Here is a 14,293-nt window from a genome sequence, read left to right on the forward strand (position 1 = left end):
CTAATCACTTGTTATGATTGATTCAATCGGTGTTACCTATCAAAGGGTGGAAAATGAATATCCGGGATTTGGAATATCTTGTCGCGTTGGCTGAACATCAGCATTTTCGCCGTGCGGCGGAAGCGTGTCACGTGAGCCAACCGACGTTGAGTGGCCAGATACGTAAATTAGAGACAGAGCTTGGCGTTGCATTGTTAGAGCGAACCAGTCGAAAGGTGCTTTTTACGGATGCGGGTTTGCGCTTGGTAACGCAAGCTCAGAAAGTGTTGTTAGAAGTGAAAATTTTGGCAGAGATGGCAAGTGAACAAGGCGAGAGCATGAACGGCCCCATTCATATAGGGTTGATTCCGACAGTCGGGCCTTATCTCTTGCCTCATATCGTTCCGGCGTTACGTGAGCAATACCCTGATCTGGAGCTTTTCCTCCATGAAGGGCAGACGCATCAACTGGTGGACCAATTGGAAAGTGGGAAATTAGACTGCCTTATTCTGGCATCAGTGCAAGAGACGGAGCGATTCATTGAGTTACCGCTCTATGATGAACCCATGGTCCTTGCTGTACCTGAAAAGCATCGTTGGGCTAATCAGCAGAGCTTTGCGCTACCGCAGCTCGATGGTGAAACACTCTTGATGCTGGGCGATGGACATTGCTTGCGGGATCAAGCGATGGGCTTCTGTTTTTCCGCAGGCGCAAAAGAAGATGGTCGCTTTAAAGCAACGAGTTTAGAAACGTTGCGAAATATGATTGTGGCAGGGGCAGGGATTACGTTACTGCCGCATTTAGCAACACCCGTAAGGGGAGCGAAAGAGGGCGTGTGTTACTTGCCTGTTCATGATCCGAAACCATGCCGGCAGATTGTTTTGGCTTATCGTCCGGGGTCGCCATTGCGGCCGCGCTACGAGAAACTGGCAAGCCTGCTGAGTGAGCATGTGTGTACTTCCGGTTGCCTTGAAGATTAGTCGGAATGAAAAAGAGGGAGATAACATCCGTTATCTCCCTCTGAGTTGTGCGTAACAGGATAAAAGTTAGAAGAGCTCTTCGCTTGGCGCTTCCTCCGTGACTTCAAAAATACTGCCACTCTGCTGCACGACATCTTCTGGCTCAGTCCCTTTTAAGAAGTACTCGAACATAGTGCTACCATCACTACGACGTGTCAGAAGTCCGGTATCTTTATCGATGCGAACACGGACAATGTCTTCGGGGATCTGTTTTTCACTGACTGGCGTTTCTTCTAACGCGACTTTCATGAAATCAACCCAAGGTGGTTGAGCGATGTTACCACCCGCAGAACCACCGACACGCTGGTCGTCGCCTAGATTAGGGTTTCGGCTAATGCGGCCGAGTTTACGGCTGAAATCATCGAAACCTACCCATGAAGTGGCTACAATACTTGGGCCGTAGCCGGTATACCAAGTGTCTCTGGAGTCATTGGTTGTACCGGTTTTTCCGCCAATATCGCGACGCTTCAGCACTTGTCCACGCCAGCCCGTACCGTTCCATCCGGTTCCAGCACGCCAGTTACCTCCGCCCCAGATATTACTTTCGAGCATTTCACGCATCAGGAAGGCCGTTTGCTCCGAAATAACTTGCGGCGCATACGGGGAAAACGCTTCTTCCGCTGCCTCTTCTTCTGTCGCCAGAAGATCTTCCTCTACCCCTGCCACTTCAAAAAGACGTTGCTGTTCCGGTGTCGTTCCCTCAGCGGCTGAAACCTCAACCTCAGGAAGTCGAACTGGTGGAATGTTGGGCTCAGGACAGTTCTGCTGACAAATGGTTTTTGGCTCGGCTTGAAAAATGACTTCACCATTGGCGTCTTCAACACGTTCGATAAAGTAGGGCTCAACGTAATAGCCGCCATTTGCGAATACCGCAAAACCTTGTGCCATTTCAATGGGTGTTAAGCTACCTGCACCGAGTGCTAAGGCTTCCGCACGAGGTAGATCTTTGCGCTTGAATCCAAAGCGGGTGAGGTAATTGATGCTCTCATCAAGACCAACACGCTGCAGAATGCGTACCGCCATCACGTTTTTCGACTTAGCAAGACCGACGCGAACGCGTTGTGGACCATCATACACCTCAGGCGAGTTTTTCGGTCGCCACGCAACGCCCATGCTCTGATCCCAGCGACTAATCGGCGCATCATTGATCAACGTCGCGAGTGTCATGCCATCATCAAGTGCCGCTGCGTAGATAAAGGGCTTAATGCCTGAACCGACTTGGCGAACGGATTGCAATGCACGGTTAAACTTTGAGTGGGTATAGTTAAATCCACCGACCATGGCGAGCACGGCACCGTCATTCGGAGATATCGCAGTGAAAGCGGTATTTGCCGCAGGAACTTGGCTTAAAGACCAAATAGTGTTGTCTTCATCGTCTTGCGCTGAGGTGACATAAACCATCTCCCCTTCAGTAAAGATGTCGGCCGCTTTTTTCGGCGCAGGGCCTTGGCGGGCATCATGAATGAAACGGCGTGCCCATTTCATCCCATCCCACTCAATGGTGATGTTGTCGCCTGCGCGATTAATCAACTCAACTTGCTTATCTCCGACAACGGTAACGGCTGCTGGTGTAAGGGCGCCATAATTTGGCTCTTGGCGAAGGGCTTTAATGATCTCTTCTGCCGGTAATGGCGTTGCGTCCGCCTGCCATAAGGTTTTGACGGCACCGCGATAGCCATGACCTTGGTCGTAGCTAAGAAGATTGTTGATCGCGGCTGTTTGTGCAGCTTGTTGGAGTTTGCTGTCAGACGTGGTGAATACGCGATAGCCAGAGGTTAATGCTTCATCACCATATTGCTCAATCATCCAAGCGCGAGCATATTCTGAAAAATATCCCGCATAAAGCTCGATATCTGCACCGTGACGACGTGAAATCACTGGCTCTTGACGTGCCTGATCAAACTCAAATTGGGATATATACCCTTCTTCCAACATACGGCGCAAAACGATGTTGCGGCGAGAGGTCGCCCTTTCTGCTGAAGTTATCGGGTTAATCGAAGAGGGCGCTTTAGGCAAACCAGCAAGTGTTGCCATTTCACCTAAAGTGAGCTGGTCGAGTGTTTTGCCATAATAGGTTTGCGCGGCCGCGCCGATACCATATGAACGATGACCTAAGAAAATCTTATTAAAATATAATTCTAGGATCTCTTCTTTCGTTAATAATTGTTCGATATGGATCGCAATAAATATCTCTTTAATTTTGCGCATTATTTTCTTCTCATTAGTGAGAAAGAAATTTCTGGCTAATTGCTGAGTAATTGTACTTGCGCCTTGTTTTGCCGAACCGGAGGCAGCGACGACGATGGCGGCACGAACGATACCGATAGGGTCAATACCGTAGTGAGTATAGAAGCGAGTATCTTCGGTGGCGATCAACGCCTCAATCAGAGGTTGAGGGATCTCATCCAACGTGACTGGTATGCGTTTGTTTTCGCCAAACTCAGCCATCAACTTCCCATCTTTTGTGTAAACCAGCATTGGAGTTTGCAGTTCTACATCGCGTAGTGTCGCAACATCCGGGAGTTCCGGTTTGACATAAAGATAGAAGCCAAAAATTGTACTAACTCCAAGAAAAATGCAAAACACTGCAAACAATATCAATCGCTTTATGAACTTCACTTGAGAATTCCTGTTACGCCTTCGTTCGTTAGTTATTAACGTTTAAGACCATAGTATAAAGATTACTCGAACAAAAAATAATAAATAAATTCACACCATTAGATGGAGTGAACCCAAAAGAGTTCGTTTTTTGTATCGCGAACAAAGGAGTCGTTCCCGACATGTTTTTAAATCCGCTCAGCATAGGCTTAGATATTGGTAACTTCAGTATCAAGCTTGTGGTGATAGAACTGCGCAAGCGTCAACCCGTTTTATTGGCGTTTGAAGAGCGTGTACTTTCATCACCGATACTCAATGATCAGCATAGCGTCGACAGTGAAGCTTTGTTGTCAGAGATGCGTCAAATACGTCGTTCTATACCTAAGCGAGCACGCCGAGTGAGCATGGCGTTACCGGATAGTGCGGTGATCAGTAAAGTGGTCCACTTGGATCAGCAATTATCGGATCAAGAGAAGCATTTTGCCGTCCACCAAGCCTTAGCGACTTCTTCGCCCTTTCCTGTAGAAGAGCTGCAACTTGACTATTTTGCTGTGAATATAGGTGAAGGGTCATCAGCATCGTCCGTTGCCCACCAAGTCTATGCATGCCGCAAGCAGACGGTTGCTGGTCGAATTAACGCCTTAACCAAGGCGCGTTTTCGTCCGTCAGTGCTCGAGTTGAAATCACACGGCCTGATCTGGTTAGGCGAGGCTCAGCAAGCAGCTTTGCCGACTCAACAAAACTGGGCAGTGGTTGACATTGGCATGAAGCAGAGCGATTTCTGTGTTGGTGTGAGCCAGAATCAATTTTATCGTCGTGAGATCCCACTTTCTGTTGGTCAGATTTCTTTAACTAATCCACGATTTGATTGGCAGCATCCAGATCTTGGTGCCTGCCAGCAATTTATGCAGCAGTTGGCGGAGCAGTTGCGTCGCCAAATTCAGCTCTATAACTCAACGCATCCTAAGTCTCCACTCAACGGCATTTGGCTGGCTGGTGGCGCGTCTACCTTGGTCGATTGCGATGACTTGGCCCAGATGCTGTCGATGCCTGTACAGTGGTCTGACCCTTTTGCAGTATTGACTCGGGCAGATAAGTTAGCGGGTTATCGACCTGAGCAGAACTACAGTCGATTCGGCCTTGCGACAGGGTTGGCGTTGCGGGGGGCTCAGGCATGATCCAGATTAACTTACTGCCATGGCGCGAATGGCAACAGCACAATCATCAACAGCGTTTTAAAGCCTTATTGCTGGGTGCAGCGATGGTCTGTGCCGCTGGCGTCTATGGCGTTGTGAATTACATCGGCACGCAGAAAAACGTGCAAGAGCAGCGTAATGCGGCATTCCAACAGGAAATTCGCATGTTGGATTATCGTCTTGCCAAGGTGCCGGCGTTGAACCAGCAACGTAGTGAGCTGTTACGTCGGGTAGAGGTGATTAACAACATTCAATTACAACGTAATCAAGTGACAGCGCTATTGAATCTCTTTCCTGAGTTAGTCCCGGAAGGGGTCTACTTGGAGCAATTATCAGTGAATGGGGCTCGCATTGAGCTACGTGGTCAAGCCGACGGTAATGCGCAGCTTGCTCGTTTCTTGGCAAATGGTGAATCCCACCCCAACATGCGTAACCTCATCATGCACTCGATAATTACCGAACAGCAAACCGCTGCATCGCAACGAATTGCCTTCCGTAGTTCGTTTGAGTGGGTGAACACAGTGCAAGGAGAGCAGTAATGGATAATCTGCGAGAACTTGAACTCGATGAAATTATGCAGTGGCCACTGCCAGCGCAGATGATTGTGGTCGCTTTATTGGCTTTGCTATTGAGTGTGGGTGGTTACTTCTATTTCGTAAAACCGGAGCTTTCAGAGCTAGATAGTCTGAAAGAGAAAGAGGCCCAACTACACAATGAGTTGACGCTTAAAAGTAATCAGGTTGCTGCTATTCCATATTTGGAAGAGCAGATTGAGATGCTTCAGGCTCGATATGAGCGTGTGCTGACCCAACTGCCTGCCGAGCAAGAGCTGGCCTCTTTGGTTTCAGGTATCAATGAAATCGGCGTTGAATTTGGCTTGGCCTTCCATCGAATTGATTGGGCAAACCGAGTGAGACGAGATGACTACGAAGAGATCCCATTAAGCTTATCGATTTCTGGGGATTATAACCAAGTTGGCGACTTCAGTGCGGCGATTGCCTCAATGCCGCGTTTGGTGAGCTTGCATGATTTTAGTCTTGGTCGAGGAAACGATGGCTTAAGACTGCAGGTTTCAGCGAAGACCTACAGATTCTTGTCGGAGGTGGAACGTGGCAACTAAATGGAAAGTAACCACTTTAGCGATTCTTGTACTCCTTGGTGGTTGTAAAGCCAATGATGAATCGATACCCGAAAAAGTGATGCAGATTCGTGCTCGTGCGACCGCAAAGGTTGAACCGTTACCTGATGAGTTTGTTTATTCGCCGTTACCCTTTTACGCGGCATCAGGACGCGAGCCGTTCACGAGACCGATAGCGGTCCGCGCGACAGCAACGGTAATGGAAGTTGATTGCTGGCAACCTGATTTGACTCGCAGTCCGCAAAAGCTAGAGCAGTTTTCTATCGACACGTTGGCAGTGAAAGGCATCATTGGTGATAGTGCGACTCGCTGGGCATTAGTGCAAACCCCAGAGGGGAGTTTAGAAAAAATTCGTGCAGGGCAGTTCATGGGGCTAAATCGTGGACGAGTTAAGCACGTAACAGAATTTGGAATTGAAGTGCAGGAAAGCCTTCCTGACGGATTAGGTTGTTGGCAGCAGCGTTCGCTTAAACTGGCAGTCAATCAGCCAGTGAGCGTTTCGCTATGATGGAAGTGTGAGTATGCAAATGAATATAGGTAAACAAAACGATATGGATATCCCACCGCGTCGCTCTTTGGGTGCAGCCATTCTCACCCGTGCCAGTCATGTGGCGTTAGCATTGAGCCTGCTGTTCACGCCTGCTTTAGTGAGCGCAAATGCGCCAGCCTTGCCCGGCGAAGTCGCTTCAACAAGTCGAATAGAGATGCCAAACACTAATAGTGTTGAGAACATTGACTTTCGACGAGATAAAGATGGTAACGGTGTACTGATTGCTGAGTTTGCGAATCCACAAGCGATCGTCAATGTAGAACGTCGAAAGCAAGCACTACAGGTCGATGTTCTTAATACCGCTCTCCCCAACGAGCTGCTTTATATTTTAGATGTTAACGACTTTGCGACCGTGGTAAGTGATGTCGAAACCTTCTTATTAGAAGATGGTGCGCGTCTGGTGTTGAGCACAAAAGGCGACTATGAGTATGACTACCAGCTTAATGGCAAGCAGTTGCGCGTCGTCATGAAGCAGCCGCCTCGCCAAGAAGTTGCGACAGCACAGAGCCAAGTTGAAACGGTGAAGTACACTGGCGAACCCATTTCTATCAACTTTCAAGATATACCAGTGCGAAATGTGCTTCAGTTAGTCGCTGATTACAATGATTTTAACTTGGTGGTCTCTGATAGTGTTGTTGGTAATGTCACCCTCCGTCTAGATGGCGTGCCTTGGGAACAAGTGCTGGATCTTATCTTACGCGTAAGGGGTCTAGATAAACGTGTTGAAGGTAACGTTGTTTTGGTTGCGCCAAAAGCCGAGCTTGAAAAGAACGAGCTCGAAGCCTTGGAAGCACAGAAGATGGAAGAGGAGTTAGCGCCACTAGAGACCGAGCTCTATTCGATTAACTTTGCTAAGGCAGGAGACATTGCAGCGTTGTTGGCTGGTACAGAAGATGGTATTAGCTTACTGACTGACCGTGGTGCAGTGAGTACCGATGAACGCACTAATGCAGTGATTGTTCGAGATGTGCCTGCGCAACAGGAAGTGATTGCAAAGCTGATCAGTGACCTTGATATTGCGATTAAGCAAGTGCAAATTGAGGCTCGCATTGTGACGGTGGATGAGGGTGACCTCTCTGCGTTGGGTGTGAAATGGGGCTTCTCAAATACTAATGGCAGTGTGGCTGGAGGCGGTAGTATTGAGAGTAACATTTGGGCGATGCCAGGACGTTCGATAGAAGGTAAAGATTCGGTCGAAATGGATGACTATCTCAATGTGAACCTCGGTATTGCTGACCCACGAGCGTCCAGTATTGCATTCAGTGTTGCCAAATTGGGTAAAAACTTACTGTTGGACCTCGAACTTTCTGCGCTGCAAGCGGAAAACAAGGCGGAGATTGTCTCTAGTCCACGTCTTATGACGGCAGACAAGAAACCGGCTTACATAGAGCAGGGTGTCGAAATCCCGTATTTGGAATCTGCATCGAGCGGCGCAGCCACCATTGCGTTCCAAAAAGCGGTGTTGAGTCTTCGCGTCGTACCACAAATCACGCCGGATGGACGTTTGATTCTTGACCTTGAGGTGACTCAAGATAGTCAGGGTGACACGGTTGATACTGGTTTTGGTAAAGCTGTATCTATCAACACGCGTCGAATTGACACCCAAGTTATGGTCGAAGATGGTGAAACCGTGGTCTTAGGCGGAATTTTCCAGCATGCCATCACGAAAACGACGGACAAGGTGCCTGTGCTAGGGGATTTACCTGCACTGGGTATGCTATTCCGCCGAGATTCTGAGAATATTCAAAAGCGTGAGATGCTGATCTTTGTAACGCCGCAGATTGTTAGCCAATAACTTTCGGCCTCAGGATTGATCTAGCTATTGCAAAGTGCCCTAGACACCTGAGATAATTCGCGGTCTGATCACGAATTATCTGTGAGGAAATGGTGTCTCGGGCTTTTTTATAGCCTGCGGGCAGACTTGTTTGATTTTAACTGCACGTATATTGCTAACATGGCTGAAAAAAGAAATATTTTCCTAGTAGGTCCAATGGGTGCTGGCAAAAGCACGATTGGTAGACATTTGGCTCAACAGCTACACATGGAGTTTTTAGACTCTGATACCGTAATTGAAGAGCGAACTGGCGCAGACATCAGCTGGGTTTTTGATGTAGAAGGCGAAGCGGGTTTCCGTGTTCGCGAAGAAAGTGTCATTGATGACCTGACCCAAGAGCAAGGGATTGTACTTGCGACGGGTGGTGGTTCTGTTAAGAGTAAAGAAAATCGTAACCGACTTTCTGCTCGTGGCATTGTTGTTTATTTGGAAACAACCATTGAAAAGCAACTTGCACGCACTCAGCGTGATAAGAAGCGCCCACTTCTCCAAACCGACCAACCTCGCGAAGTACTTGAAGCGTTAGCAGAAGAACGTAACCCTCTTTATGAAGAAGTGGCTGACTACGTAATTCGTACTGACGAGCAAAGTGCTAAAGTCGTTGCAAACCAAATTATTAAGTTGCTAGAAGAGCGCTAATTATCTATTGAAGGGGCATACCATGGAAAGGTTAACTGTCAGCTTAGCGGAGAGAAGCTATCCTATTTCGATTGATAAAGGACTATTTCAAGACAGTTCACTGTTTGAAATGGTTGCTGATCGTCAAGTGGTGGTAATCAGTAACGAAACGGTTGCCCCTCTCTATGCGGACAAGCTGATAGCAACACTGTCGCCACTGGCAAAGCAGGTTCACTTGCTTTCTTTGCCTGATGGCGAGCAATATAAATCGTTAGCCACATTTAACGATATTATGACCTTTCTACTCGAGCGCAATCTCGGTCGAGATGTGTTGCTGGTTGCGCTCGGTGGTGGTGTGATTGGTGATGTGGTGGGTTACGCCGCGGCCAGTTTTCACCGTGGTGTCGACTTTATCCAAGTGCCTACAACCTTGCTTTCCCAAGTTGATTCCTCCGTAGGAGGGAAGACAGCGGTCAACCATCCGCTGGGTAAGAACATGATCGGTGCGTTTTATCAGCCGCTCAGTGTTGTAATTGACACCGACTGCTTACAAACGCTACCGGCGCGTGAATACGCAGCTGGTGTTGCTGAAGTGATTAAATACGGCATTATTGCAGATCATGATTTCTTTGTTTGGTTAGAAGACAACATGGATGCGCTAGTGCGGCAAGAACAAGCAGCATTGAGCTATGCAATTCGTCGTTGTTGCCAGATTAAAGCTGATGTTGTCGCTGAAGATGAGCGTGAATCGGGTGTACGGGCCCTGCTGAACTTAGGCCACACTTTTGGTCATGCCATTGAAGCGGAAATGGGCTACGGGAACTGGTTGCATGGTGAAGCGGTTGCTGCGGGTACCGTGCTAGCAGCTCAAACGGCGCATGCTTTGGGTATGGTGTCTGCTGAACTTGTGGAACGTGTCCGACAATTGCTACTAAAGGCTCAACTCCCTGTTTCAAAACCTGATACCATGACATTTGAAGCGTTTATGCGTCATATGGCGCGTGACAAAAAGGTGTTAGCAGGTCAATTACGCTTTGTGTTGCCAATGGGTATTGGCAGTGCGAAAGTCGTGGCAGGTGTTAGCGAAGATATTCTGCATCAGGTCATTGATGCAAACTAGGTAGCACAACTATGAGTACAGCGGTCAGCTTACCAGTCATTGAGCTGGAAAGTCAGATCCACGTTTTAAACCGACTGCAGTTTCTTACTCGTTTTAGTTCGAATCTCATCCAGGTTACCGGACCGCAAGGAGCCGGTAAATCCTTTCTTGCTCAGCATTATCTGAGTCACTGGGCACAAGACTCTCACCAAGCCTATCTGATCTGCCATACTCAACAGCAGGATGCGCAACACCGTGCGATTTTAATCGATCAATTATTCAAAGGCGCGGTGTTTAACGAGCAAGATACACTTTCCCAAAGCATTCAACATCTGCTTGGCGATAGCGCGAGTAATATCCTGATCGTTATCGATGATGCCGATTTGCTTAGTCCAGCGATGATTGGTGATCTTTGGGCGCTTGTGCAAGATGCAAGTCGGCTGAAGCACTTGCAGGTAAATGTACTGCTATTTGCGTTAGAAGGTCGATTGGATAACTACCTGAGCAAAGTTTCCCATGGACAAGGCTCAACTCCGATTGAAGTTGAGCTTAACCCACTGCAAGACGCTGAGGTGCAACAGTTTGTCGATATACTTATTGCTCACTTACGCTTAGATGCGAATCAACGTCGTGATATTCGTACCCAGCTAGAGGTGACTCCACCCTGGCCTGGCGCATTGGCAGCACTACAACATCAAGAGGCAGACGATATGGCCAAGAAAGCCAACCGTACCATTCCTATTTTGGCCGCTATTTTTGTGGTCTTGACCTTGATTGGTGCGGGATTGATATTCTACTTCTTCCCCGCAAGTGGAAGTCGTGAGCCGGAAGTTATCTCCGTCATGGATGAAGATACGGATGTCGACTTTGAAACTGCGATCCAATCACCGCCGGGTGTGCAAGAAGATCTTCCGTCCATAGAAACGGGGCCATTTGAAGTACCAGCAGGGTTTGAATCTAGTGTATCGGCAGCGGAAAACGTTGCTAACCTATCCGGTGCGCAAAGCGCAGAGTCACAAAGTGCAGAGATGACAGACTCGCGAGTTACCGATGACGATCGCATGCTACCTCAAGAGGTGATCACCGATGGATTGACGGTTGGGCGTCTGGATGAGCGTGAGCGAGTTGTTGTTCCGGGTGAAGTGGTTGACTCTATTATTACCGAACAAGAAGCGGGTGGAGATGGTAGCGTAGCAATGAGTGAGCAGCCTGAACTCGCCGCAGTAGTTGAAAATATATTGGATAGCAGCGTAAGCGAGGCAGCGCCGATGAACGATACGCCTGTTGTCACAACTGAAACAGCGACACCGTCAGCGGAAGTCACGATTCGTGAACCAGAAGATACGGCGACTGTAACTACACCGCCACCAAGTAGCGCATCTAGCCGCCCTGGTACTGAGCTAAAACAGATTGCCGCTAATCGATATGCGCTGCAACTGGCCGCTGTCCGCAGTCAAGCGGCAGCGCAGCAGTTTATTCAAGAAGTCGAAATGGCAGGTCAAGCATCTATATACCAAACCGTACGTAATGGAGGTGATTGGTATATTGTTGTGACTGGCAGTTATCCATCGATTGAAGCGGCACGCCGGGCTGAGTTTTCCCTGCCCGCAAAAGCCCAAGAAGTACAGCCTTGGGTGAAATCTTATCGTCAAATCCACTTGGAAATTGATAGAGCAAATTAACGCTGAGAGATGTTGAAAAATAAGGTACAATCCGCCACCTTTCGTGTTTTGTTGGTGGTGGAAGAGCTTAAATGAAGAAGCATCGCGCATTCCTTAAGTGGGCTGGCGGAAAATATTCGCTGGTAGAGGATATTGAGCGTCATTTGCCGCCATCACGCAAATTAATAGAGCCTTTCGTTGGGGCTGGGTCGGTATTTTTGAATACGGACTATGACCAGTACCTTCTTGCGGACATCAATCCTGATTTGATCAACCTTTACAACATCTTAAAGAAAGAGCCGAAGCGCTTTATTGAAGATGCAAAAGGGATGTTTGATCAAGCACACAATGTCAAAAGCGTTTATCTGGGGATTCGTGATGAATTCAATCAGACTCAAGATCCTTATGTGCGCTCACTCTATTTCCTTTACATGAACCGTCATGGCTTTAATGGTTTGTGTCGCTACAACAAAAAGGGTGGCTTTAATGTGCCGTTTGGCTCGTACAAAAAGCCCTATTTCCCAGAAGCGGAAATGGAGTTTTTTGCGGAAAAATCAAAGCGCGCCACATTTGTTTGTGAAAGCTATGTCGAGACCTTCAAGAAAGCGCGTAAGGGCAGTGTGATTTATTGTGATCCACCGTACGCACCGCTTTCAACCACGGCAAACTTCACGTCTTATGCTGGGAATGGGTTTAGTTTAGATGACCAAGCAACCTTGGCCGATTGTGCTGAACATGCTGCGCAAAACAAGCAAGTGCCTGTCCTTATTTCGAATCATGATACAGCACTGACGCGACGTCTCTATCATGGCGCATCCTTATCCGTCGTCAAAGTGAAGCGAACAATTAGTCGCAATGGGAGTGGTCGTAACAAAGTGGATGAGTTGCTGGCACTCTTTCAATCGGCCAAAGATAACGTGAGCCAGTAATCGCATCCGATTAACCACCAACGACTTGCTTTACAATCATCACTAAGCCAAGCACAAAGAATGCAATCATCGCTATCCCTATCAATAGGTAGGGGAGCGGGCTACGTTGTTTAAAATCTCGTTCTCTGTGCTCTTCAGACTGCACGCCGAATAGCGCCGATAAAACACTCATCAAAATTTCCCAAGTCGAATTGGGTTTGTGTAGGTTACGACGTGTCACAGGGTATCCTTTTGGTTGTGATATCGGGTAGAATTGCGCCACTTAATCGACATGCCACAAGAGAACCGACATGAAAGACTTCCTGATTGCTCCATCGATCCTATCTGCTGATTTCGCTCGTTTAGGTGAAGACGTTGAAAAAGTCCTCGCTGCTGGTGCAGATGTGGTGCATTTCGACGTGATGGATAATCACTATGTACCTAACCTAACCTTCGGTGCGCCAATTTGTAAAGCACTTCGCGACTACGGTATTACTGCACCTATCGACGTTCACTTGATGGTGAAACCCGTTGACCGCATTATTCCTGATTTTGCAAAAGCGGGTGCTAGCATGATCACTTTCCATGTAGAAGCGTCTGAGCATGTTGATCGCACGCTACAGCTGATCAAAGAGCACGGTTGTCAGGCGGGTTTGGTCTTTAACCCAGCAACCCCACTTTCTGTTCTAGATTACGTGATGGATAAAGTCGACCTTATCCTTCTGATGTCTGTTAACCCAGGTTTTGGCGGACAATCATTTATTCCGGGCACCTTAGATAAACTTCGTGAGGTCCGCCGCCGTATAGATGAGTCAGGCCGCGATATTCGTCTTGAAATCGACGGCGGGGTTAAAGTCGACAACATTCGTGAAATTGCCGAAGCCGGTGCTGACATGTTTGTTGCTGGCTCAGCAATTTTCAATCAGCCAGACTACAAAGCCGTTATCGATGAGATGCGCGCTGAACTGGCAAAAGTAAAGGGTTAATAGATGCAGTTTGAAGGGATTCGCCTGATTGCCTTTGATCTTGATGGTACGCTACTCGATAGCGTGCCTGATCTTGCAGTAGGGCTCGATCGCGCGTTACGCGCGTTTGATATGCCAGGAGCGACTATCGAACAGGTGAAAACCTGGATCGGTAATGGGGCCGATGTGCTGGTTGCGCGTGGAATGAGTCAATCATTGACGCCAAGTGACGACTTGGACCCCAAGGTACACGCACAAGTGCGAGCTCGGTTTGACCAAGAGTATGAAGCGACGGGACATACGGGCAGTGAACTGTATGCGGGTGTGAAGGAGACATTGAGCCAATTGCATGCCGCGGGGTATACGATGGCGCTCGTCACCAACAAGCCGTCTCAGTTTGTGCCGCATGTTCTGGAGCAGCAAGGTATCAAACACTTTTTCAGTGATATTATTGGTGGCGATACCTTTCCTGTGAAAAAACCTGATCCAACGGCCCTTAACTGGCTCTTGGATAAGCATCAGCTCTCTGCGAAGGAAATGTTGATGGTGGGTGACTCTAAAAATGACATTTTGGCCGCAAAAAACGCGGGTTGTCCGGTTGTCGGTCTGACATATGGATACAATCATGGTGAACCAATTGCGCTCAGTGAGCCAAATATTGTTCTAGAGCACTTTAGTCAACTGCGTGATACCGTTAAACTAGAGCGCGAGTACAACATGGGCTGAAG

General features: G+C 48.1%; 14 protein-coding genes. 12 read left to right on the forward strand and 2 right to left on the reverse strand.

Annotation, left to right across the window (positions count from 1 at the left end; translation table 11 throughout):
• Window positions 1-53: 53 nt before the first annotated feature.
• Window positions 54-959 carry a DNA-binding transcriptional regulator OxyR gene (gene oxyR, locus TSUB_RS01030; RefSeq protein ID WP_087020254.1) on the forward strand — a complete coding sequence of 302 codons (906 nt, stop codon included), beginning with the start codon at window positions 54-56 and terminating at the stop codon, window positions 957-959.
• Between the two features lie 66 nt (window positions 960-1,025).
• Here the strand turns inward: oxyR and TSUB_RS01035 are convergent, their stop codons facing one another.
• Complete coding sequence (locus TSUB_RS01035) at window positions 1,026-3,617, reverse strand: penicillin-binding protein 1A (RefSeq protein ID WP_221274551.1); 2,592 nt, start codon at window positions 3,615-3,617, stop codon at window positions 1,026-1,028.
• 161 nt (window positions 3,618-3,778) lie between these two features.
• Here TSUB_RS01035 and pilM point away from each other — a divergent pair, with 161 nt between their 5' ends.
• From pilM to TSUB_RS01080, 9 genes are all read left to right on the forward strand, one after another.
• The gene (gene pilM / locus TSUB_RS01040) at window positions 3,779-4,774 is read left to right on the forward strand and encodes a type IV pilus assembly protein PilM (protein ID WP_087020784.1); all 996 of its coding nucleotides are present in this window, start codon (window positions 3,779-3,781) and stop codon (window positions 4,772-4,774) included.
• The gene (locus tag TSUB_RS01045) at window positions 4,771-5,331 is read left to right on the forward strand and encodes a PilN domain-containing protein (protein WP_087020787.1); all 561 of its coding nucleotides are present in this window, start codon (window positions 4,771-4,773) and stop codon (window positions 5,329-5,331) included. Before pilM ends, TSUB_RS01045 begins: the two co-directional genes overlap by 4 nt.
• A complete protein-coding gene (locus TSUB_RS01050; protein WP_087020790.1) occupies window positions 5,331-5,912 on the forward strand; it encodes a type IV pilus inner membrane component PilO in 582 nt (193 codons plus the stop codon). Before TSUB_RS01045 ends, TSUB_RS01050 begins: the two co-directional genes overlap by 1 nt.
• Complete coding sequence (locus TSUB_RS01055) at window positions 5,902-6,438, forward strand: pilus assembly protein PilP (protein ID WP_087020793.1); 537 nt, start codon at window positions 5,902-5,904, stop codon at window positions 6,436-6,438. Before TSUB_RS01050 ends, TSUB_RS01055 begins: the two co-directional genes overlap by 11 nt.
• A gap of 196 nt (window positions 6,439-6,634) precedes the next feature.
• The gene (locus TSUB_RS01060; protein WP_087020818.1) at window positions 6,635-8,275 is read left to right on the forward strand and encodes a type IV pilus secretin PilQ; all 1,641 of its coding nucleotides are present in this window, start codon (window positions 6,635-6,637) and stop codon (window positions 8,273-8,275) included.
• A gap of 159 nt (window positions 8,276-8,434) precedes the next feature.
• Window positions 8,435-8,953 carry a shikimate kinase AroK gene (gene aroK / locus TSUB_RS01065; protein ID WP_087020796.1) on the forward strand — a complete coding sequence of 173 codons (519 nt, stop codon included), beginning with the start codon at window positions 8,435-8,437 and terminating at the stop codon, window positions 8,951-8,953.
• Window positions 8,954-8,975: 22 nt separating this feature from the next.
• On the forward strand, window positions 8,976-10,052 hold the full coding sequence (aroB, locus tag TSUB_RS01070; protein WP_087020799.1) for a 3-dehydroquinate synthase: 1,077 nt from the start codon (window positions 8,976-8,978) through the stop codon (window positions 10,050-10,052).
• Between the two features lie 11 nt (window positions 10,053-10,063).
• Complete coding sequence (locus TSUB_RS01075; protein ID WP_087020802.1) at window positions 10,064-11,713, forward strand: SPOR domain-containing protein; 1,650 nt, start codon at window positions 10,064-10,066, stop codon at window positions 11,711-11,713.
• A 71-nt stretch (window positions 11,714-11,784) separates the two neighbouring features.
• On the forward strand, window positions 11,785-12,621 hold the full coding sequence (locus TSUB_RS01080) for a Dam family site-specific DNA-(adenine-N6)-methyltransferase (protein ID WP_087020805.1): 837 nt from the start codon (window positions 11,785-11,787) through the stop codon (window positions 12,619-12,621).
• Between the two features lie 10 nt (window positions 12,622-12,631).
• On the opposite strand, the gene TSUB_RS01085 is transcribed toward TSUB_RS01080, so the two are convergent.
• A complete protein-coding gene (locus tag TSUB_RS01085; RefSeq protein WP_087020821.1) occupies window positions 12,632-12,793 on the reverse strand; it encodes a DUF2970 domain-containing protein in 162 nt (53 codons plus the stop codon).
• Window positions 12,794-12,911: 118 nt separating this feature from the next.
• Between TSUB_RS01085 and rpe the strand changes: the two genes are divergently transcribed.
• Together rpe and TSUB_RS01095 are read left to right on the forward strand one after the other, a co-directional pair.
• Window positions 12,912-13,586 (forward strand): ribulose-phosphate 3-epimerase, encoded by a 675-nt coding sequence (gene rpe, locus TSUB_RS01090; RefSeq protein WP_087020808.1) that lies wholly within the window; start codon window positions 12,912-12,914, stop codon window positions 13,584-13,586.
• A 3-nt stretch (window positions 13,587-13,589) separates the two neighbouring features.
• On the forward strand, window positions 13,590-14,291 hold the full coding sequence (locus tag TSUB_RS01095; protein WP_087020811.1) for a phosphoglycolate phosphatase: 702 nt from the start codon (window positions 13,590-13,592) through the stop codon (window positions 14,289-14,291).
• The last annotated feature ends 2 nt before the right edge of the window (window positions 14,292-14,293 follow it).

It is taken from the genome of Thaumasiovibrio subtropicus, assembly GCF_019703835.1.
GTDB lineage: Bacteria > Pseudomonadota > Gammaproteobacteria > Enterobacterales > Vibrionaceae > Thaumasiovibrio > Thaumasiovibrio subtropicus.